At 68.1% G+C, this 26,594-nt stretch carries 17 protein-coding genes and 3 rRNA genes; 8 read left to right on the top strand and 12 right to left on the bottom strand.

Features of this window, described 5'->3' with window-relative positions; genetic code table 11:
• Positions 1-4 precede the first annotated feature (4 nt).
• Positions 5-820 carry a MazG family protein gene (locus tag KIK06_RS27665; RefSeq protein WP_268645660.1) on the bottom strand — a complete coding sequence of 272 codons (816 nt, stop codon included), beginning with the start codon at positions 818-820 and terminating at the stop codon, positions 5-7.
• Positions 821-829: 9 nt separating this feature from the next.
• On the bottom strand, positions 830-2,410 hold the full coding sequence (gene cysC, locus KIK06_RS27660) for an adenylyl-sulfate kinase (protein WP_268645659.1): 1,581 nt from the start codon (positions 2,408-2,410) through the stop codon (positions 830-832).
• A gap of 314 nt (positions 2,411-2,724) precedes the next feature.
• On the opposite strand from cysC, the gene mfd reads away from it, so the two are divergent.
• Positions 2,725-6,321, top strand: a complete 3,597-nt coding sequence (gene mfd, locus KIK06_RS27655) for a transcription-repair coupling factor (protein WP_268645658.1) — start codon at positions 2,725-2,727, stop codon at positions 6,319-6,321.
• Positions 6,322-6,495: 174 nt separating this feature from the next.
• Here the strand turns inward: mfd and KIK06_RS27650 are convergent, their stop codons facing one another.
• Positions 6,496-8,142 (bottom strand): cell division protein PerM, encoded by a 1,647-nt coding sequence (locus KIK06_RS27650; RefSeq protein WP_442789806.1) that lies wholly within the window; start codon positions 8,140-8,142, stop codon positions 6,496-6,498.
• Positions 8,143-8,282: 140 nt separating this feature from the next.
• Between KIK06_RS27650 and KIK06_RS27645 the strand changes: the two genes are divergently transcribed.
• Both KIK06_RS27645 and KIK06_RS27640 read left to right on the top strand, forming a co-directional pair.
• Positions 8,283-8,783, top strand: a complete 501-nt coding sequence (locus KIK06_RS27645) for a DUF1707 SHOCT-like domain-containing protein (RefSeq protein ID WP_268645657.1) — start codon at positions 8,283-8,285, stop codon at positions 8,781-8,783.
• 107 nt (positions 8,784-8,890) lie between these two features.
• A complete protein-coding gene (locus tag KIK06_RS27640) occupies positions 8,891-9,412 on the top strand; it encodes a DUF1707 SHOCT-like domain-containing protein (protein WP_268645656.1) in 522 nt (173 codons plus the stop codon).
• 51 nt (positions 9,413-9,463) lie between these two features.
• On the opposite strand, the gene sucD is transcribed toward KIK06_RS27640, so the two are convergent.
• The 3 genes from sucD to KIK06_RS27625 all read right to left on the bottom strand — a co-directional run bounded on the left by sucD (position 9,464) and on the right by KIK06_RS27625 (position 12,283).
• Entirely contained in the window at positions 9,464-10,342 is an 879-nt protein-coding gene (gene sucD, locus KIK06_RS27635) for a succinate--CoA ligase subunit alpha (RefSeq protein ID WP_017598036.1), read from the bottom strand.
• 13 nt (positions 10,343-10,355) lie between these two features.
• Positions 10,356-11,537, bottom strand: a complete 1,182-nt coding sequence (gene sucC, locus KIK06_RS27630) for an ADP-forming succinate--CoA ligase subunit beta (protein ID WP_017598035.1) — start codon at positions 11,535-11,537, stop codon at positions 10,356-10,358.
• Between the two features lie 344 nt (positions 11,538-11,881).
• Positions 11,882-12,283: a cobalamin B12-binding domain-containing protein gene (locus KIK06_RS27625; protein WP_017598034.1), complete on the bottom strand. Its 402-nt coding sequence runs from the start codon at positions 12,281-12,283 to the stop codon at positions 11,882-11,884.
• A gap of 66 nt (positions 12,284-12,349) precedes the next feature.
• Between KIK06_RS27625 and KIK06_RS27620 the strand changes: the two genes are divergently transcribed.
• The 3 genes from KIK06_RS27620 to KIK06_RS27610 are packed head-to-tail and all read left to right on the top strand — an operon-like array spanning position 12,350 to position 14,643.
• Positions 12,350-12,631 carry a hypothetical protein gene (locus tag KIK06_RS27620; protein WP_017598033.1) on the top strand — a complete coding sequence of 94 codons (282 nt, stop codon included), beginning with the start codon at positions 12,350-12,352 and terminating at the stop codon, positions 12,629-12,631.
• Positions 12,632-12,682: 51 nt separating this feature from the next.
• Positions 12,683-14,098 (top strand): AlkA N-terminal domain-containing protein, encoded by a 1,416-nt coding sequence (locus KIK06_RS27615; RefSeq protein ID WP_268645655.1) that lies wholly within the window; start codon positions 12,683-12,685, stop codon positions 14,096-14,098.
• 56 nt (positions 14,099-14,154) lie between these two features.
• Complete coding sequence (locus KIK06_RS27610; RefSeq protein ID WP_268645654.1) at positions 14,155-14,643, top strand: methylated-DNA--[protein]-cysteine S-methyltransferase; 489 nt, start codon at positions 14,155-14,157, stop codon at positions 14,641-14,643.
• A gap of 94 nt (positions 14,644-14,737) precedes the next feature.
• Here the strand turns inward: KIK06_RS27610 and KIK06_RS27605 are convergent, their stop codons facing one another.
• Complete coding sequence (locus KIK06_RS27605; protein WP_017598030.1) at positions 14,738-15,181, bottom strand: winged helix-turn-helix transcriptional regulator; 444 nt, start codon at positions 15,179-15,181, stop codon at positions 14,738-14,740.
• A gap of 128 nt (positions 15,182-15,309) precedes the next feature.
• Here KIK06_RS27605 and KIK06_RS27600 point away from each other — a divergent pair, with 128 nt between their 5' ends.
• On the top strand, positions 15,310-16,182 hold the full coding sequence (locus KIK06_RS27600) for an oxidoreductase (protein WP_017598029.1): 873 nt from the start codon (positions 15,310-15,312) through the stop codon (positions 16,180-16,182).
• Between the two features lie 121 nt (positions 16,183-16,303).
• On the opposite strand, the gene rrf is transcribed toward KIK06_RS27600, so the two are convergent.
• From rrf to KIK06_RS27580, 4 genes are all read right to left on the bottom strand, one after another.
• Positions 16,304-16,419, bottom strand: a 5S ribosomal RNA gene (rrf, locus tag KIK06_RS27595).
• A 100-nt stretch (positions 16,420-16,519) separates the two neighbouring features.
• Positions 16,520-19,608 (bottom strand): 23S ribosomal RNA (locus tag KIK06_RS27590).
• Between the two features lie 325 nt (positions 19,609-19,933).
• Positions 19,934-21,466 (bottom strand): 16S ribosomal RNA (locus KIK06_RS27585).
• Together the 16S, 23S and 5S rRNA genes form the textbook arrangement of a ribosomal RNA operon.
• Before the next feature lie 625 nt (positions 21,467-22,091).
• Positions 22,092-24,521: a UvrD-helicase domain-containing protein gene (locus tag KIK06_RS27580; RefSeq protein WP_268645653.1), complete on the bottom strand. Its 2,430-nt coding sequence runs from the start codon at positions 24,519-24,521 to the stop codon at positions 22,092-22,094.
• Between the two features lie 225 nt (positions 24,522-24,746).
• Here KIK06_RS27580 and KIK06_RS27575 point away from each other — a divergent pair, with 225 nt between their 5' ends.
• The gene (locus tag KIK06_RS27575) at positions 24,747-25,676 is read left to right on the top strand and encodes a nucleoside hydrolase (protein ID WP_268646219.1); all 930 of its coding nucleotides are present in this window, start codon (positions 24,747-24,749) and stop codon (positions 25,674-25,676) included.
• A gap of 88 nt (positions 25,677-25,764) precedes the next feature.
• On the opposite strand, the gene KIK06_RS27570 is transcribed toward KIK06_RS27575, so the two are convergent.
• A complete protein-coding gene (locus KIK06_RS27570; RefSeq protein WP_017598671.1) occupies positions 25,765-26,436 on the bottom strand; it encodes a response regulator in 672 nt (223 codons plus the stop codon).
• Positions 26,437-26,594: the final 158 nt, after the last annotated feature.

The following is a 26,594-nucleotide window of genomic DNA, read 5'->3' as shown; positions in this document are numbered from 1 at the left end:
GCCCCTACCCCTCCTGGACATCACCGGCCCGGTGCCAGTACCGCCGCCACTCGGCCTCGGACAGCTCCCGGGGGTCACGGCCGTCCGCCCCGGCCAGCGCCTCGGCCGCGCGCACACGGGCGTCGAACCGCCGCGCCGCCGCCCGCAGGTCGCCCTCGGCGTCACGGCCCCGCTCACGCTCGGCCGCCACGGCCGCGAACAGCTCACCGCCCGCTCCGCCGTCGTCGACGACCAGATCGGCCGGGACGCCGTTGCGCACCGCCCGCCGCTGCAACTCCTCCGACAGCAGCACCGCGGGCTGGGCGAAGGGCACACCGTCCAGGACCGAGCCCTCGCCCTCGTGCCCCCTCGCCCTGGCCTTCTCCCTGCGCTCGGCGGCCTTGATCGCCTCCCAGTTGCTCTTGACCTCGTCGGCGCCGGACACCTCCACCCCGCCGAACACGTGCGGGTGGCGGCGGGTCATCTTGTCGATGATGGCGTCGGCGACGTCGTCCACGGTGAAACGCGCCGGATCCCCCTCGGAGCGCTCAGCGGCGATCGCCGCGTGGAAGACCACCTGGAGCAGGACGTCCCCGAGCTCCTCCGGCAGCAGGGACGGATCCCCCTCCTCGATGATCTCCAGGGTCTCGTAGGCCTCCTGGATCAGGTACTTGGCCAGCGACTCGTGCGTCTGGCCGCGGTCCCAGGGGCACTCCCTGCGCAGGGTGGCCATCACCTCGACCAGGCGCGCAAGCCGGTGCCCCGGCGCCGGCCCCGCGTCCCCGGAGCGCGCCTCCCCCGGGCCCCCGTGGTGTCCGCCGCCGTCACGGGTCTCGTGCATCGCCGTCTCCTACCTGTCCTTGTCCGGCAGCCAGCCACCCTCGCGCAGCGCGGCCAGCACCCGCGCGGCCGACTCGTGCGGGTCCTCACCCACCGTGTGGATGACCATGTCGGCGTCGGTCGGTTCCTCGTAGGGATCCGAGACACCGGTGAACTCGGGGATCTCCCCCGCCCGCGCCTTGGCGTACAGGCCCTTGCGGTCCCGCTCCTCACACACCTCCAGCGGGGTGGCCACGTGGACGAGGAAGAAGTCGCCGTACTCCTCCACCATGGCCCGCACCTCGGCCCGGCTCCGCGCGTAGGGGGCGATCGGAGCGCACACGGCGACCCCGCCGTGCCGGGTGATCTCGGAGGCCACGTAGCCGATGCGGCGGACGTTCATCTCGCGGTCCTCACGCGAGAAGGTCAGGCCCTTGGACAACATGAGCCGGACCACGTCGCCGTCGAGCAACGTCACCGTACGACCCGCGCGGTTGATGCCCTCACGGACCCGCTGCGCGATCGTCGACTTGCCCGACCCGGACAGACCGGTGAACAGCAGGGTCAGCCCCCGCCGGGTCCGCGCCGGACGCAGCCGGGCCAGCTCCGCGCCCACCCGGGCCGGGGTGAACCAGGCGGCGAGCTCACGGCCGTGCGCCAGCTCGGCCGCGACCTCGGCGTCGTCGGGTTCGGCGCGGCGCGCCTCCTCGGGCACCTCCTCCGAGGGCCGCCACATCGCGCTGGCCGTGTCATAGCTCCACGGTTCCGGGGCCACCAGGGCGACCGGCGGCTCCAGTGCCTTGGCGCCCTCGACGTCGGCGCCCGCCGGGCCCGCCTCCACCATCATGTGCGTGGCTCCGTAAGCGGCGGCCACGTGCCCGGCCATGGCCACGTCCCGGGCTCCCCACCGCCCGCCGAGGGGCCCCTCGGAACGCGCCGCCGAACGCGGCAGCGTGCACACGACGAACCGTGTGTGCGCGGACAGCAGCGGCTCGGCCGCGAGCACGGCCGGGGCCAGCCCCTCGTCCTCCAGCGGGGCGTCGACCATCACCAGCACGTCGGCGTGGCCCAGCGCCTTGGCCCGGTCACGGATCTGGTGGAGGGCGCGGTGGTGCAGCGGCCGGTCGGTGACCACGGCCAGGAGTGGGTGGTCGGGGCTGAGTTCGCGCTGACCGCGCACCTCCGCCGGGGGAACGCGCAGCTTGCGCAGCACACCTCCCATGGGCGGGTTGGCCAGCGCCACGTCACCGGCCACGTGGCGGCGTTCGACCCGCCCCTCCCCGTGGTCGGGGGCCGACGACTCCCACCGCTCGGTCACCGTCAGCTCCGCCAGGGGGAAGCCCTCCGGGTCGGCCAGGACCAGCCGCTCCGCGTCGGCCAGGTGCTCGGGAACCGTCAGGGTGACCGGAACCGGCCAGGCTCCGCCGGGCGACCGCCCGTCACTGTCCACCGACGCGGCCTGCTCCCTGGTCATGAAGCCGGGCAGCGGACAGGCGCCGTTGAGGATCAGCTCCAGGTGCGCGAGCTCGTCCTGGTCCGGGGTCAACACCCGTGCCTCCGGCCGGCCGGATCCCCCGCCCGGGGTGCGTCCCCACCCGTTGCCACTCACCACACGCTCCCTCTCCTGTCCACGGTCCGCGTCGCGTCCAGCGTATGCCGGGCCCGGTCACAGCCTCGGCGTCGATCCGCCCAACCCGGAATAGGACCAGCTCATCGCGAGTTTGACTCCCTGTGTACCGCCTCGTCCGACCGGAGCGGCCCCGAGGGTGGGCGCGGGGGACCGCCGTCCACAGCCGACCGCGCGAAGCCGACGGAGTCGCTAGGCTGATGGGGACCGGGCTGCCGTCCACGACACGGCCGCCCTCCACCGTGCAGGCCGCGACCACCGCCTGATCCGGACCACTCCCATCTCTCGCTCCTGGTGCTATGAGCCTCATTGGACTTCTCGCCGACGTCTGCAAGGACCCGGCACTGCACAGCGCGATCGAGGCCGCCCGCGGCGGCCGCGATCCCCACACCGACCTCATCGCCCCGGCGGCGCTGCGCCCCTTCATGGTGGGCGCGCTGGCCGCCGACGCGCCCGTGGGCGCGGCCCGGCCGGTCCTGGCGATCACCGCCACCGAGCGGGAGGCCACCGACCTCACCGACGCCCTGGGCTCACTGCTGCCCGCCGACGCGGTCGCGCACTTCCCCGCCTGGGAGACCCTCCCCCACGAACGGCTGTCCCCGCGGTCGGACACCGTCGGCCAGCGCCTGGCCGTCCTGCGCCGCCTCGCCCACCCCGACCCCTCCGACCCCCTGACCGCCCCACTGCGGGTGGTCGTGGCTCCGGTGCGCAGCGTCCTCCAACCGCTCGTCGGCGGCCTGGGCGACCTGGAGCCGGTGCGCGTCCGACCGGGTGACGAGGTGCCCCTGGAGGAGGTGGTCGACAACCTCACCATGACCGGCTACGCCCGCGTCGACCTGGTCGAGAAGCGCGGCGACATGGCGGTGCGCGGCGGCATCCTGGACGTCTTCCCGCCCACCGAGGAACACCCGCTGCGGCTGGAGTTCTGGGGCGACACCGTCGAGGACATCCGCTACTTCCAGGTCGCCGACCAGCGCTCCATCCAACCGCGCGAGGGCACCGACGGGCCGGGCACCGACGCCGCGGCCGGCCTGTTCGCCCCGCCGTGCCGGGAACTGCTGCTCACCGACACCGTCCGCGAACGCGCCCGGGCCCTGGCCGCCGAGCACCCCTCCCTGGCCGAGATCCTCACCAAGATCGCCGACGGCGTCACCGTCGAGGGCATGGAGGCGTTCGCGCCCGTGCTCGCCGACCGCATGGAACCGTTCTTCCGCTACCTGCCCGAGGGCGCCCTCGTGGTCGGCTGCGACCCCGAACGCATCCGCACCCGCGCCCTGGAGCTGGAGGCGACCAGCGCCGAGTTCCTGGACGCCTCCTGGATCAACGCCGCCTCCGGCGGTGAGGCCCCCATCGACCTGGGCGAGTCGGCCTACATGTCCATCGCCGACCTACGCGCGAGCGCCAGCGAACTGGGGCTGCCCTGGTGGGGGCTGACCCCGTTCGGGGCCGACGGGGAGGGCGCCGCCGAGGAGGACCACGCCGTCGTCGTGGGCGCGGTCCCCGCCGAGTCCTACCGCGGCGACACCGAGCGCGCCCTGGCCGACGTCAAGGGCTGGCTGCACGACAACTGGAGCGTCGTCCTGGTCACCCAGGGCCACGGCCCCGCGGAGCGACTCGTGGCCATGCTGCGCGACGCCGGACTGGGCGCCACCCTGGCCTCCGACCTGGCCGAGGCCCCGGCCCCGGCCGTGGCCACCGTGACCACCGGCCTGGTCGACCACGGGTTCCTGCTCAGGTCGGTGCGCACCGTCGTCCTCACCGAGACCGACCTGGTCGGGCAGAAGTCCTCCACCCGCGACATGCGCAAGATGCCGAGCAGGCGGCGGGGCACGGTCGACCCGCTCCAGCTCAAGCCCGGCGACTACGTCGTGCACGAACAGCACGGTGTGGGCCGCTACCTGGAGATGGTCAGCCGCCAGATCCAGGGAGCCACCCGCGACTACCTGCTCATCGAGTACGCGCCCTCCAAACGCGGCCAACCGGGCGACCGCCTGTTCGTACCCACCGAGCAGCTGGGCGAGGTGACCCGGTACGTCGGCGGTGAGGCGCCGACACTGTCCAAGATGGGCGGCGCCGAGTGGAGCAAGGCCAAGAGCCGGGCCCGCAAGGTCGTCCGCGAGATCGCCGGGGACCTGATCCGCCTGTACTCCGCCCGCCAGGCCTCCCCCGGCCACGCGTTCGGGCCGGACACCCCCTGGCAACGGGAGCTGGAGGACGCCTTCCCCTACGTCGAGACGCCCGACCAGCTCGCCGCGATCGACGAGGTCAAGAAGGACATGTCGCGATCGGTCCCGATGGACCGGCTGATCTGCGGCGACGTCGGATACGGCAAGACCGAGGTCGCCGTGCGCGCCGCGTTCAAGGCGGTACAGGAGGGCAAACAGGTCGCCCTGCTCGTACCCACCACCCTGCTGGTCCAGCAGCACCTGTCCACCTTCACCGAGCGGTACGCCTCCTTCCCGGTCACGGTCAAGCCGATGTCGCGGTTCCAGACCGACGCCGAGGTGGAGCTGACCCGGGAGGGACTGCGCAACGGCGAGGTCGACGTCGTCATCGGCACACACCGGCTGCTGTCCGCCGAGACCCGGTTCAAGGACCTGGGCCTGGTCATCATCGACGAGGAACAGCGCTTCGGCGTGGAGCACAAGGAGTCGCTCAAGCGGCTGCGCACCCAGGTGGACGTGCTCGCCATGTCCGCCACACCCATTCCGCGCACCCTGGAGATGGGCCTGACCGGTATCCGGGAGATGACCACCATCCTCACCCCGCCGGAGGAGCGCCACCCCGTGCTCACCTTCGTCGGGCCCTACGAGGACAAGCAGATCACCGCCGCGATCCGCCGCGAGCTCATGCGCGAGGGACAGGTGTTCTTCGTGCACAACCGCGTCGCCTCGATCGACAAGATGGCCGCGGCCATCCAGCGCCTGGTCCCCGAGGCCCGGGTGGCCTACGCGCACGGCCAGATGAACGAACAGCAGCTCGAGAAGGTGATGGTCGACTTCTGGGAGAAGAACTTCGACGTCCTGGTCTCCACGACCATCGTCGAGTCCGGCCTGGACGTACCCAACGCCAACACCCTCATCATCGACCGCGCCGACACCTACGGCCTGTCCCAGCTGCACCAGCTGCGCGGCCGGGTCGGTCGGGGCCGGGAACGCGCCTACGCCTACTTCCTGTACCCGCCGGAGCGACCGCTCACCGAGACCGCCTACGAGCGCCTGGCCACGGTCGCCCAGCACACCGAGACCGGCGCGGGCATGTACGTGGCGATGAAGGACCTGGAGATCCGCGGCGCGGGCAACATCCTGGGCGCCGAACAGTCCGGGACCATCGCCGGAGTCGGCTTCGACCTGTACGTGCGCATGGTCGGTGAGGCGGTCGCCGAGCTCAAGGGCGACCAGGGCGCCGCCGAGGAGGTCGAGACCAGGGTCGAGCTGCCCATCAACGCGCACATCCCGCACGACTACGTGCCGGGCGAACGGCTGCGCCTGCAGTCCTACAAGCGCATCGCCAGCGTCACCAGCGAGGAGGACATCCTCGCCGCCTACGAGGAGCTCACCGACCGGTACGGCACCCCGCCCGAACCGGTGGACAACCTGATGGCGGTGGCGCGGTTCCGGGTGCTGGCCAAGTCGGCGGGCCTGTCCGACGTGGTCATGCAGGGCAACCAGATCCGGTTCGCCCCCGTGGAACTACGCGAGTCGCAGGAGCTGCGGCTGCGCCGGATGTACCCCAAGTCCGTGCGCAAGGAGGCGACCAAGACGCTACTCGTCCCGGTGCCCAAGGCCGGCGGGATCGGCGGCAAGCCGCTGCGCGACCTGGAACTGCTGGCGTGGTGCACCGAGCTGGTCAACGCGATCTTCGAGCCGGTCGAGAAGACCGTCGCCAAGGGCTGACCTGACCGGCCCCGCCGCGTGCGGCGGGGCCGGTCGCGTCTTGGGGACCGGACGGCGCGAGGCGGTGGCGGGGGTCGTAGGACGGGGGCACCGCTCGTCCTCCCGAACGGCCCCGTGGTTCGTCCAGGGGCGCACGGGCAGCCGCGCACGGGGGTGCTCCCGACCCCGGGCGGATCAGGGTGCGTCGACCTCCTCGGGGTCGGCCTCGTAGCTGATCCCGTACATCTCCTCGGACTCCGCGTCCCCGTCCTCGCGGCGGCTCCGGCGCTTCTGCGCCTTCTGGGCCCGCCGCTCCTCCCTACGCTGGACGCGCAGCTCCGCTCGGGCCTCCTTACGCGCGGCGCGCTCCGCCCTCTTCTCCTCCCTGGCCCGCTCCCGCACGCGCTGGCGTTCGGCGAAGCGCTCGGCCTCGGACGGCTCCCGCTGTTCGGCCCCGTCCTCGTCGTCCTCCCGCGGGCGCAGCGGCGTCACCGTCGCCAACCCCTCGCCCACCGGCACGGGCTCGGGCAGCTCCGCCTCAGCCTCCTTCCCGGGCTCCTCCTTCACCGGGGCCTCGGCGGCCGCCGCGAAGGCCAGACGCATCCTGCGCGTGTACCACCAGTTGGCGATCCAGGCCGCGATCGCCGCGGCCACCCCGACCTCCAGAGCGGCGACGAGCCCCACCTGCCAGGACGAGGGGCCGATGTCGGTGAGCCGCTCCGCGCCCAGGGAACCGCCCGCGAGCTCCCCCAGGGCCGCGCAGACCATGCCCGTGGTCACCCCGCACACGAACCCCCACAGCGGCGCCGCCTCGCTGACCACGTCCGGTGCGCTGCGCTGGGTCAGCACCCCGCCGACCGCGCCCGCCACGAACGGGACGGCCAGCGCCGCGAGCGACGCCACGGGCGCGGCGCCGTTCGTCGGCAGGGCCGCCAGCATGGGAAACATCGGCAGCGCCCCGACGGACACACCCGTGGGCGCCACGATGGTCGCCTCCCCCATCGTGAACCCCGGTCCCAGGGCGTAGCAGACCGCGAACACGATCGCGTTGGGCAGATAGGCGATCTGCACGAGCAGGAGCAGTGTCCCCCCGACCAACCCGGGGGCGAGCGCGCGGGTCGCGTCCACCGCCTCGGGCAGGTTCACCGCCAGTGCGGCGAGGAACAGCAGCAGACCGCCCAGCAGCAGAGAGCCGGTGGCGGCGCCCATCCCCACGAGCAGGGAGCGCGCACGGCCCGGCATGAGGCCCAGCAGCGCGCCGACCGCCACATCGCGGTCCCGCATCATCTGGCGCAGCGACCCCAGCCCCCCGGCCAGGAACGCGATGACGAAGCCCATCACCAGCGCACGCGGCATGCTGGGCTCCATGGTGTCGGTACGCGCCAGCAGGGCGAGCGTGCCCGCGATCGCCGCGTAGGGCCCGGCGATCGCCAACGCCGCCCGGTAGACGTGCCGCAACCGGCCGATCTCGCAGCTGCGCGCCAACCATCGGCCCGACCGGTACAGGAGCAGGGCCGGAATCAGGACGAGCCCGATCGGTAGCAGTCCGAACTGCCCGCCCTCGATCGCGAAGGACACGTGGTGGCTCACCAACCACGCCAGCACGGCCCCCTGGAGGAGTTCGACGACCTCCTCGCCGAAGGGCGAGTGCGGCGCGGCCACCCACCCGACGATGGTCAACGTGACGATCACGGCGAGGCCGATGCCCGCGGCGGTGGCGGCGGCGATCCCGCCGGTCGGGTAGAGCGGCCGCGGCCCGGGTGAGGGGTGACGGGGCGCGTCGACCGGTGTGCCGCTCGGCCGCTTCCGGCCTCGGTCAGGGGGAGATCCTGGCGTACTCACCCGACTTATGCTGCCAGGGACCGGAATGCTCCGTGGTATCCCGGCGTCGCGTGTCGTGGGCGAGCCAACCCTACGCCCCGCACCTTCGTCCCACCATGGGAGACGAGACACACCCGACATCCCCGGAGGCGAGCACTCCCATGACCCGCCCCCTCTCCCACGACCAACGCGACGAGGCCCTGGAAGCGCTGCGGACGGCACGCTCGGCCGGATGGCTGATCACGACCCAGCACGAGACCCGCACGGAGGCGGTCCTGCACGCGACCACCGTCTCCGACCTGTTCCCGATCTTCGACGACCTCCCCCGGCGATTCCGTCCCGCGTTCCTGAGGAAGGGCACGGTACCCACCACGCTGCCCTTCGTCGGATTCGCCCTGTCGGTCGGAGCCTTCCTCGTGGTCGCCGCCACCCATCCCCTCGCCATGTTCACCTGGGCTCCGATCCTGATGCTGTGCGCGGTCCTCAACTTCGCCGGGATCGTCTGGGTCGGCGTCCGGTCCGGCCGTCGGTCCGGTCACGGTGGCCGAGCGGGCGATGGTGGCGCCGGAGGGGGTTGGTCCGGTGGCGGAGGAGGCGGCGACGGGGGCGGAGGAGGCGATGGGGGCGGAGGCGGTGGCGGGGGCGGAGGCGGTGGCGTGTGACCCGCCCGCCGAGCCGACGCACGGGCGAACCGGAACCCGACGGCGACAGACGACGTCCTAACGTGAGAAGCGGGCCACCCCCGTCACACCTTCCGAAGGAAACACCCATGAGCGGCCCCGACCACGGCTACCGACTGTCCGACGACGAACGCGACGACGCCCTGAACCTGCTGCGGACGGCGCTCTCGGAGGGGCGTTTGGACCTGGAGGAGCACGAGTCCCGCTCGAACACGGCCCTGCACGCGGTCACCACCGCCGACCTGGCCCCGCTCTTCGCGGATCTCCCGCCGCGCCTGCACCCCGCGACGCTCACGGACCCGGAACGCCCGTCGGCCGACGCGGCGCCCGCCGAACCGGCGGCCCGGGCCCCGAGTGCGCCCACGGCCCCGAGCGGCGACGAGCGCGGGGGACCCCGTCCGACCGCACTGCTGATCTGGGGTGGGCTCCTCTTCGCGATGTGGGGCATGCCCGCGATCGCCAGCGGCAACGTCTACGCCATCGTCGGCTGGCTGGCCTTCTTCGCCCTGGTCATGGTGCCCGGCCTGGCGGTGGCCACCACACGCGGCGTCCGTGCCAGGAAGCAGCGGCGCGGACTCGGTGGCGACCGCGGCGAGATCGAGGGCGGATAGGAGAACGGCCCCGCCCCCACACGGGGGACGGGGCCGGCACGGCGCGGTGTCCTAGAACAGCTCGCGCACCAGCTTGGCGGTCTCGCTGGGGGTCTTGCCGACCTTCACGCCGACGGCCTCCAGGGCCTCCTTCTTCGCGGCCGCGGTGCCGGAGGAACCCGACACGATCGCACCCGCGTGGCCCATGGTCTTGCCTTCGGGGGCGGTGAACCCGGCCACGTAGCCGACGACCGGCTTGGACACGTTGTCCTTGATGAAGTCGGCGGCGCGCTCCTCGGCGTCACCACCGATCTCACCGATCATGACGATCGCGTCGGTGTCGGGGTCGGCCTCGAAGGCGGCGAGCGCGTCGATGTGCGTGGTCCCGATGATCGGGTCGCCACCGATGCCCACGGCCGAGGAGAAGCCGATGTCACGCAGCTCGTACATCATCTGGTAGGTCAGCGTCCCGGACTTGGACACCAGCCCGATGCGGCCCGGCTTGGTGATGTCGGCCGGGATGATGCCCGCGTTGGACTGCCCCGGCGTGATCAGACCCGGGCAGTTGGGGCCGATGATCCGCGTCTTGTTGCCCTTGGCGCCCGCGTGGGCCCAGAACACGGCGGTGTCGTGGACCGGGATGCCCTCGGTGATGACGACCGCGAGGCCGATCTCGGCGTCGATCGCCTCGATGACCGCGTCCTTGCAGAACTTCGGCGGGACGAAGATGACGGTGACGTCGGCGCCGGTGGCCTCCATGCCCTCGGCGACCGAGCCAAAGACGGGAACCTCGGTGCCGTCGAAGTCGACGCTCTGCCCGGCCTTGCGCGGGTTCACGCCACCGACGATGTTGGTGCCCGACGCGAGCATGCGGCGGGTGTGCTTGGTGCCCTCAGAGCCGGTCATGCCCTGGACCAGCACCTTGCTGTCCTTGTTCAGGAAGATAGCCATGGTGTCCGTTCCCCTACTTCGCCGCGAGCTCGGCGGCCTGAGCGGCGGCGCCGTCCATCGTGTCGACCTGTCGCACGGCCGGGTGGGCGCGCTTGGTGAGGATGTCGCGGCCCAGCTCGGCGTTGTTGCCGTCCAGGCGGACGACGAGCGGCTTGGAGACGTCCTCGCCGCGGCCCTCCAGCATCTCCAGGGCCTGGACGATGCCGTTGGCGACGGCGTCGCAGGCGGTGATGCCGCCGAAGACGTTGACGAACACGCTCTTGACCGCCGGGTCGCCGAGGATGATCTCCAGGCCGTTGGCCATGACCTCGGCGGACGCCCCGCCGCCGATGTCGAGGAAGTTGGCGGGCTTGACGTTGCCGTGCGCCTCGCCGGCGTAGGCGACCACGTCCAGGGTGGACATGACCAGGCCCGCGCCGTTGCCGATGATGCCGACCTCGCCGTCGAGCTTGACGTAGTTGAGGCCCTTCGCCTTGGCGGCGACCTCGAGCGGGTCACCCTCCTCCGGGAAGGTGAGGCTCTCCAGGTCCTGGCGGAACTCGGCGTTCTCGTCCAGGGTCACCTTGCCGTCGAGGGCGACGACACGGCCGTCCTTGGTGAGGATGAGCGGGTTGACCTCGACGAGGTTCGCGTCCTTGCCGACGAAGGCGTCCCACAGCTTGGTGATGACCTCGGCGGCGCCTTCCGCGGCGGCCTGCGGGAGCTTGCCCGCCTTGACGATCTCCGCGGCGACGTCGGCGGGAGCGCCGGTCAGCGGGTTGACGGCGATCTTGGCGACCGCGTCGGGGTTGGAGACCGCGACCTCCTCGATCTCCACGCCTCCCTCGGCGGAGCAGATCGACAGGAAGGTGCGGTTCGCACGGTCCAGCAGGAAGGAGAAGTAGTACTCCTCCGCGATGTCGGAGGCTTCCTCGACCAGGACGCGGTGGACCGTGTGGCCCTTGATGTCCATTCCGAGGATCTGCTCGGCCTTGGCCTGGGCGTCCTCGGGGCCCTCGGCGACCTTCACACCGCCAGCCTTGCCGCGGCCACCGGTCTTGACCTGCGCCTTGACGACGACGCGCGGCTTACCGGCGGCGGCGAACTCCTCAGCGATGGCACGTGCCTCAGCGGCCGTGCTCGCCACCTTCCCCTGGGGTACGGGAACCCCGTACTCTGCGAAGAGTTGCTTCGCCTGGTATTCGAACAGGTCCACGAGGGTCCGTCCTTGTAACTCGCTGGCTCAAGAGTGTCTGCCGGGGTGGCCTCGTCCGGATCGGCTGTGACCCACTGATCATGTGTCACACGACGCGCAGCCTCGTGGGCTGAGCCGCTACAGAAGATCGAGAACGCCGCGGAGTTGCCACCCGCGACATGCGCAAAGCTTAGTCGCCCGGCATCCGGGCGACGGACACCGGGGGCGTGTTGTCCAGGGCCGTTCCGGCTCGATCACCACGCATACGGCGTTGCGCGCCGCCCCCGATGGGAATTCGTGTGACCAGAGACACCTCCAATCACACCAGACGGGACGGTTTCACCCGTTGTGCGATGCGACGAAGGTCACCCGTGCGCGGTGGCCGGACGCACGTTCTCCCGCACCCAGTCGGCGATCTCGGCGGTCGGCGCACCGGGCGTGAAGATCTTGGCGACCCCCATCCGCTCCAGCTCCTCGATGTCGGCGTCGGGGATGATGCCCCCGCCGAAGACCCGGATGTCGGTCGCGTCGTTCTCGCGGAGCAGCTCCATGACACGGGCGAAGATGGTCATGTGGGCGCCGGAGAGCACGGACAGACCGATCGCGTCGGCGTCCTCCTGGAGCGCGGCGGCCACGATCATCTCAGGGGTCTGCCGCAGCCCGGTGTAGATCACCTCGACCCCGGCGTCGCGTAACACGCGGGCGACGATCTTGACCCCGCGATCGTGCCCGTCCAGACCAGGCTTGGCGACGACGACCCTTGTCATGGCGCACCCCTCTCGTGAGAAGCGTAACCCAGGGGTGGACACCGTGCTCAGGGGTATCTTGCCCGCATGGGGGAGAACTTCGAACAGATCAGCACCGACGACCTGCGGGACCGCGCCGTGGAACTCGCGCGCAAGCGGTGGGACGTGCGTTTCTTCTGGCGCCTGCTCGGTCTCATCCCGGCGGCCGAGGCGGTCGCGGGCAACATGGAGGCGAGCGAGGCCAGCGTCGCGCAGGCGTCCGGATTCCTGTACGAGGCCCTGTCCGTGGAGACGGACCCGAAAGTCCAGGAGGCGCTGCGCCCCGTCTACGTCGAGTACCTCAGGGAGCACGGGGAGCAGGGGAGCTGAACGTCCGAAAACCGCCAGCCCGGGGTCCGGCACGTCGGTGAGTATGGATCCATGGACGACGACCAGCGCTACCGCGCCGTGCACAGCCGCGACGCCCGCTTCGACGGGGTGTTCTACACAGCGGTGCGCACGACCGGTATCTACTGCCGCCCCAGCTGTCCGGCGGTGACCCCGAAGCGGGAGAACACGCGCTTCTTCCCGTCAGCCGCCGCTGCCCAGGAGTCCGGCTTCCGGGCGTGCAAGCGCTGCCGCCCCGACCGGACCCCGGGTTCGCCCGAGTGGAACCTGCGGGCCGACGTCGTGGGGCGCGCGATGCGACTCATCCAGGACGGCGCGGTGGACCGGGGCGGGGTCGGTGCCCTGGCGGCGGCGGTCGGCTACAGCGAACGTCAACTCAACCGGCTGCTGACCGCTGAGCTGGGGGCGGGGGCCCTGGCTCTGGCCAGGACCGAGCGCGCGCAGACCGCCCGCATCCTCGTGGAGACCACCGACATGCCGTTGGCCGACGTGGCCTTCGCGTCGGGCTTCTCCAGCATCCGCCAGTTCAACGAGACCATGCGCGCGGTCTTCGACCGGAGCCCGAGCGAGATGCGCGCGGGCGGCCCGGCGCCGGAGGGATCACTCACCCTCCGACTGCCCTACCGGGAACCGATCGACCTCGACCGGATGCTGCGGTTCCTCGGCGACCGCGCGGTGCCGGGGGTGGAGGAGTTCCGGGACGGCGCGTACCGCCGTACGCTGGCCCTCCCCCACGGCCCCGGCATCGTCGAACTGTCCCCGGGGAGGGGGCACGTCGTGTGCCGGCTCCGGCTGTCCGAGCCGAGCGACCTGATGAGCGCCGTCCGGCGGTGCCGGCTGCTGCTGGATCTGGACGCCGACCCGCGCGCGATACTCGAGGCCCTGCGGGCCGACCCTGTTCTCGGCCCGACCGTGACCGCGTACCCGGGGATCCGCTCCCCCGGGCACGTGGACCCGGCCGAGCTGGCCGTCCGCGCGGTACTGGGGCAGCAGGTCTCCGTCCGGGCGGCCCGAACGCTGGCCGGACGGCTGGTCGAGAGGTTCGGCGAGCCGTTGCCCGAGGGGCTGGAGGACACGGGGGGCGGACTGACCCACCTCTTCCCGGCCCCGGCGGTGCTGGCGGCCGCGGACCCGACCGACCTGTCCATCCCCGTGTCACGGGGGCACGCCCTGGTCGGGCTCTGCGCGGCGATCGCCAGCGGCGAGGTCGACCTCGGCCCCGGTTGTGACCGGGAGCGGACCGAGAAGGACCTGCTGGCGCTCCGCGGCATCGGCCCGTGGACCGCGAGCTACATCCGCATGCGCGGCCTGGGCGACCCGGACGTCTTCCTCGACGGAGACCTCGGGGTCCGCCAGGGACTGCGCGGCGAGCAGACCACACCGGAACAATGGAGTCCGTGGCGGTCCTACGCCACGCACCTCCTGTGGGCGAGAACGGACACAGCATGAACCAGCAGGCGTTGCCACTGAACCTGGAAGTACCGGACCCGAAGGAGCCGCCTCGGATGCCGAGGAAGGAGTTCCGGACGGCCACGGGACCGACCCGCTTCGCCCTGATGGACTCGCCCATCGGCGAGCTGACCCTGTTCGGCGACACCGAGTCCCTCAGCGGGGTGTGGACCCGGTCGCGGACCGTTCCGGAGAGCTGGACCAGGGACCAGGCCGCCTTCAAGGAGGCGATCAACCAGTTGGGGGCCTACTTCGCGGGCGACCTGCGGGAGTTCGACCTCCCGTTGTCCCCCGCGGGAACGGACTGGCAGTTGGCGGTGTGGGCCGCGCTGACCACGATCCCGTACGGGGAGACCGCCTCCTACGGTCAGCTGGCGGAGGAGCTGGGCCGCCCGACCGCCTCCCGTGCGGTGGGGATGGCCAACGGGCGCAACCCGATCAGCATCATCGTGCCGTGCCACCGGGTGATCGGGGCCGACGGGTCCCTCACCGGCTACGCGGGCGGCTTGGAGCGGAAGAGGTTCCTTCTCTCCCTGGAGTCATGACGGACACGGACCGGCCCGGGAGGGGGAGAGCCCCTCCCGGGCCTTCGGTCGTCCGCGGCCCCGTCCCCGGGGTGGCATCCCACCCCTTCCTGGTTCAGGTGACGCGGGCGTCGTGCGCTTCGCGGTTGGTGAGCACCTCGTCCATGTGCGTCTCGGCCCAGGTCTTGATGACGCGCACCGCCTGGTGCAGGGAGAGACCGAGCTCGGTCAGCTCGTAGGTGACCGTGACGGGCACGGTCGGTGTCACGGTGCGGGTGAGGAGACCGTCACGTTCCAAGGAGCGCAGCGTCTGGGTGAGCATCTTCTGGCTGACGCCGACCAGTTGGCGCGACAGTTCGGAGTAGCGCATCGACCGCGGCTCGCCGGGACCTTCGGAACCTGGCTGGTGTGAGCCGCCGCCACCCAGTGCGCACAGGATCAGCGTGGCCCATTTGTCGGAGATGCGGTCGAGCAGCTTGCGACTGGGACAGGCCGCCAGGAAGGCGTCGTAGCGGGCCTTGCTCTGTGCCCTCTTCTGCTCCGCCGTCAGCGTTGCCATCAGCTACCCCCTACCCGTGAGTGCCTTACGCACTCTGAAGTGCCTACTTCCCGTTCGGAAGTTGCGTTCCCATACTGATGCAAGGCGCCATCAGGCACCACCCTCAGCTTGCGATGAAGGACAGGAACATGAGCACGCTCTCCACCTCGCTTCCCGGCGGCACCTGGACTCTGGGCGACCTGAACGTCACCCGGTTCGGCTACGGCGCCATGCAGCTCTCCGGACCCGGGGTCATGGGGCCGCCCGCTGACCACGACGACGCGGTCGCGGTCCTCCGCGAAGCCGTCGATCTCGGCATCACCCACATCGACACCGCCGGCGTCTACGGACCGCGGTTCACCAACCAACTCATCCGTGAAGCGCTACACCCCTACCCCGAAGCGCTGCACGTGGTGACCAAGGTCGGTGCCGACCGCGACCAGCAGGGCGGCTGGCCCCCGGCCCGCGAGCCCGAGGATCTGCGTCGCGCCATCCACGAGAACCTCGAAGACCTCGACCTCGACGTGCTCGATCTGGTCAATCTCCGACTCGGTGACGCGACAGGACCTCAGCCCGGCTCACTCGCCGAGCCGCTCGAGACGCTCGTCGAACTCCAGCGACAGGGCCTGATCAGGCACCTGGGAGTCAGCAACGCGACGGCGGAGCAGGTCGCCGAGGCACGGTCGATCGCACCGATCGTGTGCGTGCAGAACATGTACAACCTCGCCCACCGCCACGACGACGAACTGATCGACACGCTCGCCCGGGAGGGCATCGCCTACGTGCCCTTCTTCCCGCTCGGCGGCTTCAGTCCGCTCCAGTCCTCGGCGCTCACGACCGTCGCCACCCGGTTGGAGTCGACGCCGATGTCCGTCGCCCTCGCCTGGCTGCTGCGACGGTCACCGAACGTCCTGCTGATCCCCGGCACCTCGTCGGCGGCACACCTGCGCGAGAACGTCACCGGGGCCGGTCTCTCGCTCTCCGACGAGGATCTCGCCGAACTGGACCAGATCGGCCGCTAGCGGGGTATCCGCCAGCCCAGATCGTCCCCACGCAACAAAAAAAAGGGGGGCGCCCTCCCGGGCACCCCCCAACACAAAAAAGAAGGGGGCCGCCCCGTCAAGGACGACCCCCCAAGAAAAACCGTGGCAGCGACCTACTCTCCCACCCCACCACAGGGCAGTACCATCAGCGCACAAGGACTTAACGACCGGGTTCGGAAAGTTACCGGGTGTAACCCCTCTGCCATAACCACCACGGAAACCCAACACCACCACAACCCCCACCCCCACAAAGGGAACCAAGGAGCCACAGCGGAAAACCGTGTGAAACAGTATGCGCGAACACCCAATTATCTGCAGCGGACAAGCCCTCGACCTATTAGTACCGGTCAGCTCCACCCCTCACAAGGCTTCCACACCCGGCCTATCAACCCTATCGTCTCTAGGGAGTCTTACCCTCTCAAAGGAGGCAGGAGACCTCATCTCGAAGCAAGCTTCCCGCTTAGATGCTTTCAGCGGTTATCCCTCCCGAACGTAGCCAACCAGCCATGCCCTTGGCAGGACAACTGGCACACCAGAGGTTCGTCCGTCCCGGTCCTCTCGTACTAGGGACAGCCCTTCTCAAGTCTCCAACGCGCACAGCGGATAGGGACCGAACTGTCTCACGACGTTCTAAACCCAGCTCGCGTGCCGCTTTAATGGGCGAACAGCCCAACCCTTGGGACCAACTCCAGCCCCAGGATGCGACGAGCCGACATCGAGGTGCCAAACCATCCCGTCGATACGGACTCTTGGGGAAGATCAGCCTGTTATCCCCGGGGTACCTTTTAGCCGTTGAGCGACACCGCTTCCACACGCCGGTGCCGGATCACTAGTCCCAGCTTTCGCTCCTGCTCGACACGTCCGTCTCACAGTCAAGCTCCCTTGTGCACTTACACTCAACACCTGATTACCAACCAGGCTGAGGGAACCTTTGGGCGCCTCCGTTACTCTTTAGGAGGCAACCGCCCCAGTTAAACTACCCACCAGACACTGTCCCCGAACCGGATCACGGTCCAAAGTTAGATGCCCGAAACAGTCAGAGTGGTATTTCACCAACGCCTCCACCGCCACTAGCGTGACAGCTTCACCGGCTCCCACCTATCCTACACAAACCATCCCAAACACCAATGTCAAGCTATAGTGAAGGTCCCGGGGTCTTTCCGTCCTGCTGCGCGAAACGAGCATCTTTACTCGTAGTGCAATTTCACCGGGCCCATGGTTGAGACAGTGGGGAAGTCGTTACGCCATTCGTGCAGGTCGGAACTTACCCGACAAGGAATTTCGCTACCTTAGGATGGTTATAGTTACCACCGCCGTTTACTGGCGCTTAGATTCCCAGCTTCGCGGGCCGAAACCCACTAACCAGTCCTCTTAACGTTCCAGCACCGGGCAGGCGTCAGTCCGTATACAGCGTCTTACGACTTCGCACGGACCTGTGTTTTTAATAAACAGTCGCTTCCCCCCGCTATCTGCGACCCCACCCAGCTCCGACCGAAAAGATCTTCACCAGACAGGGCTCCCCTTCTCCCAAAGTTACGGGGACAATTTGCCGAGTTCCTTAACCATGGTTCACCCGAACGCCTCGGTATTCTCTACCTGACCACCTGCGTCGGTTTAGGGTACTGGCCACACACGAACTCGCTAGAGGCTTTTCTCGACAGCATGGGATCACTCACTTCACCAAAAACGGCTCGGCATCACGTCTCAGCCACACGGTGCGCGGATTTACCAACACACCAGCCTACACGCTTACCCCCGGACAACCACCGCCGGGTAGAGCTACCCTCCTGCGTCACCCCATCACTTACCTACTACAACATCGGTTCCCAGACCAGAAAACCCAAGCTCCCCGAAGGGACCCTAGGCATCCAGCGTGGTTAGCATCCGTCGCCTCGATACTGGACGCTCGTGCACGGGTACGGGAATATCAACCCGTTATCCATCGACTACGCCTGTCGGCCTCGCCTTAGGTCCAGACTCACCCTGGGCGGATTAACCTGCCCCAGGAACCCTTAGTCAATCGGCGGCAACGTTTCTCACGTTGCTTTCGCTACTCATGCCTGCATTCTCACTCGCACACCCTCCACCACACGATCACTCGGCAGCTTCACCGGATGCACGACGCTCCCCTACCAACCCAGCCAAACGACTGGGCTCCACAGCTTCGGCGGTGTGCTTTAGCCCCGCTACATTATCGGCGCAGAACCACTTGACCAGTGAGCTATTACGCACTCTTTAAAGGATGGCTGCTTCTAAGCCAACCTCCTGGTTGTCTCAGCAACTCCACAACCTTTCCCACTTAGCACACGCTTAGGGGCCTTAGCTGATGATCTGGGCTGTTTCCCTCTCGACTACGAAGCTTATCCCCCGCAGTCTCACTGCCGCGCTTCACTTCACCGGCATTCGGAGTTTGTCTGACGTCAGTAACCTTGTCGGGCCCATCAGCCAAACAGTAGCTCTACCTCCAGCAAGAAACACGCGACGCTGCACCTAAATGCATTTCGGGGAGAACCAGCTATCACGGAGTTTGATTGGCCTTTCACCCCTACCCACACCTCATCCCCCAGGTTTTCAACCCTGGTGGGTTCGGGCCTCCACGAGGTCTTACCCCCGCTTCACCCTGGACATGGGTAGATCACTCCGCTTCGGGTCCACAGCATGCGACTCAACGCCCTCTTCAGACTCGGTTTCCCTACGGCTACCCCACCCGGGTTAACCTCGCCACACACCATGACTCGCAGGCTCATTCTTCAAAAGGCACGCCATCACCAACCCGAAAGTCAGCTCTGACGGCTTGACAGCACACGGTTTCAGGTACTATTTCACGACCCCTCACCGGGGCACTTTTCACCTTTCCCTCACGGTACTAGTGCACTATCGGTCACCAGGACGTATTTTGGCTTAGCAGGTGGTCCTGCCAGATTCACACGGAATTCCTCGGGCTCCGCGCTACTCGGGAGAACATCAACACCTAACCAACGACTTCATCTACGGGACTCTCACCCACTACGGTGCTGCTTCCCAACAGCTTCAACTATCGTCGATATCAGCGCTCCAGGCCGGCAGACCTGAAAAGATGCACCCCACAACCCCGCACACGCAACGACTGCCGTCTATCACACGCGCACGGTTTAGCCTCTTCCCCGTTCGCTCACCACTACTCAGGGAATCACTGTTGTTTACTCTTCCTACGGGTACTGAGATGTTTCACTTCCCCGCGTCACCACCAACTGCCCTATACATTCAGACAGCGGCAACCCGACACAACTCGGGCTAGGTTTCCCCATTCGGACACCCACGGATCAAAGCTCGGTTGACAACTCCCCGTGGACTATCGCGGCCTCCCACGTCCTTCATCGGCGCCTGGTGCCAAGGCATCCACCGTATGCCACTATCACTTGGCCACTACAGATAACAAGATGCTCGCGCACACTATTCACAAATCAAAACACCAACCGCATACCCAAACACCACTCACACCAGAAGCAAGAAGACTCATCGTCTCCCACCACCAGAACAAGAGTTCTCCGGGGCGGTCCGCGGGAACCAACCCAAGGGTTGCTTCCTCAGACACCCAACAGCGCGCCCCCGGGCGCTTCTAGTCGCCCGGGGCAAAGTTCGATTCTCATCTAAGCCACTCCCAACCGGTTCCACCAAGGGAACCCGGCGGGTCCACTTTCGAGTCCGACCAGCACATAGGAAAAACGCTGGTCTGTGAAAGACTCCTTAGAAAGGAGGTGATCCAGCCGCACCTTCCGGTACGGCTACCTTGTTACGACTTCGTCCCAATCGCCAGCCCCACCTTCACTCATTCCCTCCCACAAGGGGTTGGGCCACAAGTTTCGGGTGTTGCCGACTTTCATGACGTGACGGGCGGTGTGTACAAGGCCCGGGAACGTATTCACCGCGGCGTTGCTGATCCGCGATTACTAGCGACTCCACCTTCATGGGGTCGAGTTGCAGACCCCAATCCGAACTGAGACCGGCTTTTAGGGATTCGCTCCACCTCACGGTATCGCACGCCCATTGTACCGGCCATTGTAGCATGTTTGCAGCCCAAGACATAAGGGGCATGATGACTTGACGTCGTCCCCACCTTCCTCCGAGTTGACCCCGGCAGTCTCCCATGAGTCCCCACCATTACGTGCTGGCAACATGGAACAAGGGTTGCGCTCGTTGCGGGACTTAACCCAACATCTCACGACACGAGCTGACGACAGCCATGCACCACCTGTCACCCACCAACTAAATGACCCCACATCTCTGCAGGTCCACGGGTGATGTCAAACCTTGGTAAGGTTCTTCGCGTTGCGTCGAATTAAGCAACATGCTCCGCCGCTTGTGCGGGCCCCCGTCAATTCCTTTGAGTTTTAGCCTTGCGGCCGTACTCCCCAGGCGGGGCGCTTAATGCGTTAGCTACGGCGCGGAAACCGTGGAAAGTCCCCACACCTAGCGCCCAACGTTTACGGCATGGACTACCAGGGTATCTAATCCTGTTCGCTCCCCATGCTTTCGCTCCTCAGCGTCAGGTAAGGCCCAGAGACCCGCCTTCGCCACCGGTGTTCCTCCTGATATCTGCGCATTTCACCGCTACACCAGGAATTCCAGTCTCCCCTACCTACCTCTAGCATGCCCGTATCCACTGCAGAACCGGAGTTAAGCTCCGGTCTTTCACAGCAGACGCGACACGCCGCCTACGAGCTCTTTACGCCCAATAATTCCGGACAACGCTCGGACCCTACGTATTACCGCGGCTGCTGGCACGTAGTTAGCCGGTCCTTATTCCCCACCTACCGTCAACCCCGGGAGAACCCGGAGCCTGCGTTGGTGGTAAAAGAGGTTTACAACCCGAAGGCCGTCATCCCCCACGCGGCGTCGCTGCGTCAGGCTTTCGCCCATTGCGCAATATTCCCCACTGCTGCCTCCCGCAGGAGTCTGGGCCGTGTCTCAGTCCCAGTGTGGCCGGTCGCCCTCTCAGGCCGGCTACCCGTAATCGCCTTGGTAGGCCGTTACCCCACCAACAAGCTGATAGGCCGCGAGCCCATCCCTGACCGAAAAACTTTCCACCCTCCACCATGAGGTGGTGGGTCGTATCCGGTATTAGACGGCGTTTCCACCGCTTATCCCGGAGTCAGGGGCAGGTTGCTCACGTGTTACTCACCCGTTCGCCGCTCGTGTACCCCGAAGGGCCTTACCGCTCGACTTGCATGTGTTAAGCACGCCGCCAGCGTTCGTCCTGAGCCAGGATCAAACTCTCCATAAAGGTCACTCAACCCTGCCCGACCACCTGAAAGGGGTCTGGGCGGGTAAACCTAGAAGTAATCCTGACCAACCACTCTCGTGGTTAATCAAAGGAACCCTTCACACCGAACACGTGGTTCGTGTGTGACGGGGCCAAAACAAACATGGCTTAAAGAAAATCAAACACGCGCTGTTGAGTTCTCAAGAAGCAACCGCTCTTCCCGTACAAGCCCCGGTTTGTGTGTCCGGTCGCTCTTCCGTGGAAGGCGTCTGCGTTTCCGCTTTGTTGTGTCTTTACTTTATCAGGTGTTCCGTGTCCCGCCAAATCGGCGGTTTCGGATCAACCGAACGGGGTAAAGTACCCACTTGCCCTGCTTTTGCCTTTTCGCGAATCTCTCCGCTTTGAGGCAACTCCCCGATCGTACATGCCCCGAGCACCTGCTCGAACCACATCCGGTTGGATCGAACGGACGACGAGGAGCCGTCCTGAATCCTGGGGAACGACCGGCACGTCCGCGCAGATGTCGCGTCCGGTTCGCTCGGTCGTCCCCAACTCTACCCCCGCCGGGGAGTGTTCGTGACACGTTTCCACGAACGTGGCGGTGTCGTGCCCTACACCTGACCCGCCCCGGGCAACGCCCCAACGGCTAGAGCTTCTCGATTGGGGCGTACTTGACCAGGAAGTCCTTCTCGCCGATGTCCGCGCCGAAGTCGATCCGCGCCTTGGTCTTGTCGCCCGTGCCCTCGACCAGCTGGACACGGCCCATGCCGAACGAGTCGTGGTTGACCAGGTCCCCCACACTCAGTGTCGGGGCCTCCTTCTTCGGACTCCTGACCGCGCCGCGCGACTTCGAGCCGCCACCGAAACCACCGCCGAAACCGGCACCGGCACCGCGGCCACCGCTGAGGCCCCCGGAGCCCCAGGACGACCCGCCGATACTCCGGCTCGGCGGAGCGGCCAGGGTCGACTCCGCCCGGCGCCACTCCACGAGCGACGACGGGATCTCGTCGATGAACCGGGAGGCCGGGTTGTACGAGGGCGACCCCCAGGCACTGCGCACGGCGGCACGGCTCACGTACAGGAGCTGCTGGGCACGGGTGAGCCCGACGTAGGCGAGCCGCCGCTCCTCCTCCAGCTCCTGCTTGTCCCCGAGCGTGCGCATGTGCGGGAAGACCCCGTCTTCCATACCGGTCAGGAACACCACGGGAAACTCCAGCCCCTTGGCGGAGTGCAGCGTCATCAGCGTGACCACACCGCCCTCGTCGTCCGCGTCGGGGATCTGGTCGGTGTCGGCGACCAGGGAGATCCGCTCCAGGAAGTCGACGAGCGTCGGCTCTCCCGGATCCACGCCCCCGGGTCGGTCTCCCTCCCCGGAAGCGGACTCGTCCTCGCTCTCCTCCAGGGGCTCGCCGACGTCCTGCGGCTCCTCCTCCAACAGGGCCGCGAAGGTGTGCTCGAACTCGCGCGCCAGGTCGACGAACTCCTCCAGGTTCTCCACCCGGCTCTCGTCCTGGATGTCCTTGGATTCGGTGAGCTCGGACAGATAGCCCGTCTTGCCCAGTACGGCCTCGACGATCTCGGCCGGGCTGCTCGTGGGAACGATCTCGGCCAGTTCGTCCAGGAGAGCGGTGAACGATCCCACCGCGCGCGCCGACCGGGTCGCGATGCCGGGGATCTCGTCCACCCTCCGCAGCGCCCGGGCGAACGAGATCCGCTCCCGCGCGGCGAAGAGCTCGACCGCCTCCTCCGCGCGCGCCCCGATACCACGTTTGGGCACGTTGAGAATGCGCCGCAGGCTCACCGTGTCCTCCGGGTTGGCCAGCACACGAAGGTAGGCCAGGATGTCCCGGATCTCCTTGCGCTCGTAGAAGCGCACACCGCCGACGATCTTGTACGGCAGCCCCATCCGGATGAACACGTCCTCGAACACGCGGGACTGCGCGTTGGTCCGGTAGAAGACCGCCACCTGTCCCGGCGTGACCGTCCCGTCGTCCGTGAGCGTGTCGATCTCACCCACGACGAACGCGGCCTCGTCGTGCTCGTTGTCGGCGACGTAACCCGTGATGGCGGGCCCCTCGCCCTTCTCCGACCACAGGCTCTTGGCCGGGCGGCCCTCGTTGCGGTCGATGACGGCGTTGGCCGCCGACAGGATGGTCTGGGTGGAGCGGTAGTTCTGCTCCAGGAGGATGGTCCGCGCGTTGGGGAAGTCGCGCTCGAACTCCAGGATGTTGCGGATGGTCGCGCCGCGGAACGCGTAGATCGACTGGTCCGCGTCACCGACCACGCACAGCTCGGCGGGCGGGACACCGCCCACCGCCGCGTCCCCCGCCCCGGGACCGTCCGCGTCCGCCACTCCGACCAGCTCACGAACGAACACGTACTGCGCGTGGTTGGTGTCCTGGTACTCGTCGACCATCACGTGCCGGAAGCGGCGCCGGTAGTACTCCGCCACGTCCGGATACATCTGGAACAGGTTGACGGTGAGCATGATCAGGTCGTCGAAGTCCATGGCGCCCGCCTCGTGCAGGCGGCGCTGGTACAGCTGGTAGGCCTCGGCGAGCTTCTTCTCCTGCTCGCTCTGGGCCTGCTCGGCGAAGGCGTCGTAGTCGACGAGTTCGTTCTTGAGGTTGGACACCTGGGCGGAGAAGGACTTGGGCGGGAACCGCTTGGGGTCCAGGTCCATCTCCTTGCAGACCAGCTGCATGAGGCGCGCGGCGTCAGCGGAGTCGTAGATCGTGAAGCTGCTCGGGTAACCGAGCCGGTGCCCCTCCCGGCGCAGGATCCGCACGCACGCCGAGTGGAAGGTCATCGTCCACATGGTGTTGGCCGCCCGGGGGCCGAGCAGCGCCTCGATGCGCTCCCTCATCTCGGCCGCGGCCTTGTTGGTGAAGGTGATGGCGAGGATCTCGCCGGGCCGCACCCCGCGTTCGGCCATGAGGTAGGCGACGCGGTGCGTGAGGACACGGGTCTTGCCCGAACCGGCACCCGCCACGATCAGGAGCGGAGCGCCGCTGTGGGTGACCGCCTCGCGCTGGGGACCGTTCAGACCTTCGAGGAGCTGCTCTTGGGAGGACACGACTACCAGGTTACGGGTCCCGTGCGACACCGGTGCCGCTCCGTCACCGCCCCGACCGGCCACCCGAACCACCGTCCGGCTCCGTGCCTGGTCGGACCGCCCGGGTGGTCCGACCTGGGCGTTCCACGACGTCGACGGGCCAATGGGGACCCATGGGCGATTTAGGCTGGTCTGGTACGGGTCCCTTCCGGGACCGTTCGACGTTTCGGGGGGAGTTCCTTGACCATGCGTGTGTTCGTCGACTGCGACCCTGGCATCGATGACGCCGTCGCGCTCGCCTACCTCGCCGCGCGGCCCGAGGTGGAGATCGCCGGTATCGGCGCGGTATTCGGCAACAACAGCGTGGACGTCACGGCGGACAACGCGCTGCGGCTGCTCGACCTGTACGGGCGCCCCGGCGTGCCCGTGGCGGTCGGCGCGGCGCGTCCGCTGGTCCAGGCCCCGCGCCTGGCCGAGCACGTACACGGAGGCAACGGTCTCGGCGATGTCGAGCTGCCCGCCCCGACCGGCAAGCCGGTGGCGGAGTCCGCGGCCGAACTGCTGGTGCGGCTGGTACGCGAGTCACCCGGTGAGATCGACGTGCTGGCCGTGGGCCCACTGACCAACCTGGCGATCGCCCTGGGCCTGGAGCCGGAGCTGCCCAGGCTGGTGCGCCGCCTGGTGGTGATGGGCGGCGCCGTCCGCGCACCGGGCAATGTCGCCTCGCACGTCGAGGCCAACATCAACAACGACCCCGAGGCCGCGGAGGCGGTGTTCGCCGCCGGGTTCGACCTGGACCTGATCGCGCTGGACATCACCATGAAGACGGTCGCCACGCCCGCATGGCTGGCGGAGCTCAAGGAGGTCGGGAGCGAGCGCGCCGAGCGCACCTCGGCCTTCCTCGACTTCTACGCGGAGTTCTACACGGGGATCTTCGGCGTGCGCCAGTGCGCGATGCACGATCCGCTGGCCGCGGCCGTCCTGGTCGACCCGCACCTGGTGACGGAGTCCTTCGAGGCGCCGCTGCGGGTGGAGCTCTCCGGGGACCTGACCCGGGGGATGACCGTCGCCGACCTGCGTCCGCGCCCCGCGTCGGATGACCGCCGCCCCGCGCGTGTGATCACCGAGGTCGCGGAGGCCGAGTTCCTCGGCCGGATGCTCGACGCCCTGCGCTGATCCGGAACACGCCCCCGGCGCCTCCGTCGGCCGCCACCCCCGCCGGGGGTGGCGGCCGACGCGCGTCCCGCCCCGCCCGGGGCCGGGCTCAGACCAGTCTGCGCGCCGTCGCCCAACGGCTCAGCTCGTGCCGGTTGGACAGCTGGAGCTTGCGCAACACCGAGGACACGTGGGTCTCCACGGTCTTGACCGAGATGAACAGCTCCTTGGCCACTTCCTTGTAGGCGTAGCCGCGAGCGATGTGCCGCAGGACCTCGCGCTCGCGCTGGGTGAGTCGGTCCAGTTCCGGATCGACCGGCGGCGCGTCGGTCGCGGAGAACGCGTCCAGCACGAACCCGGCCAGCCTCGGTGAGAAGACCGCGTCGCCGTCGGCCACCCGAACGATCGCCTGGGCGAGGTCCCTGCCGGAGATGGTCTTGGTGACGTAGCCGCGCGCGCCGCCCCGCACGACCCCGATCACGTCCTCGGCCGCGTCGGAGACCGACAGGGCCAGGAAGCGGATCTGCGGGTGCTGGGCCAGGACACGGCGCAGGACCTCGACTCCCCCGCCACCGGGAAGGTGGACGTCCAGGAGGACGAGGTCGGGGAGCTGTTCACCGATGACGCGCACCGCGCCGTCGACGTCCCCCGCCTCCCCGACGACCTCGACGGCGTCGCCGAGCTCGCCCCGCACACCGCTGCGGAACAGCCGGTGGTCGTCCACGATCACGACGCGGGGAACCGCGTCACCGTCACTGAAGCGCGTGCTCTCGTCTGCCACATCCTGGACTCTATCCAGCACCTTCGGCCTCCCGGTACCCGTGTTCGAGCGGTGTCCGCATCCGGTCGTGTCCACAATCGGTTCCGGAAGTTAGGGCGTGTATGGCGGATACACGCCCTGCTGCGCGACGCCCCAGCACAACTCTCGCTACGTTCTCA

It is taken from the genome of Nocardiopsis sp. EMB25, assembly GCF_026797795.1.
Lineage (GTDB): Bacteria > Actinomycetota > Actinomycetes > Streptosporangiales > Streptosporangiaceae > Nocardiopsis > Nocardiopsis lucentensis.
Note: the sequence above shows the minus strand (reverse complement) of the source record. Positions and strands in the feature narration are given on the sequence as shown.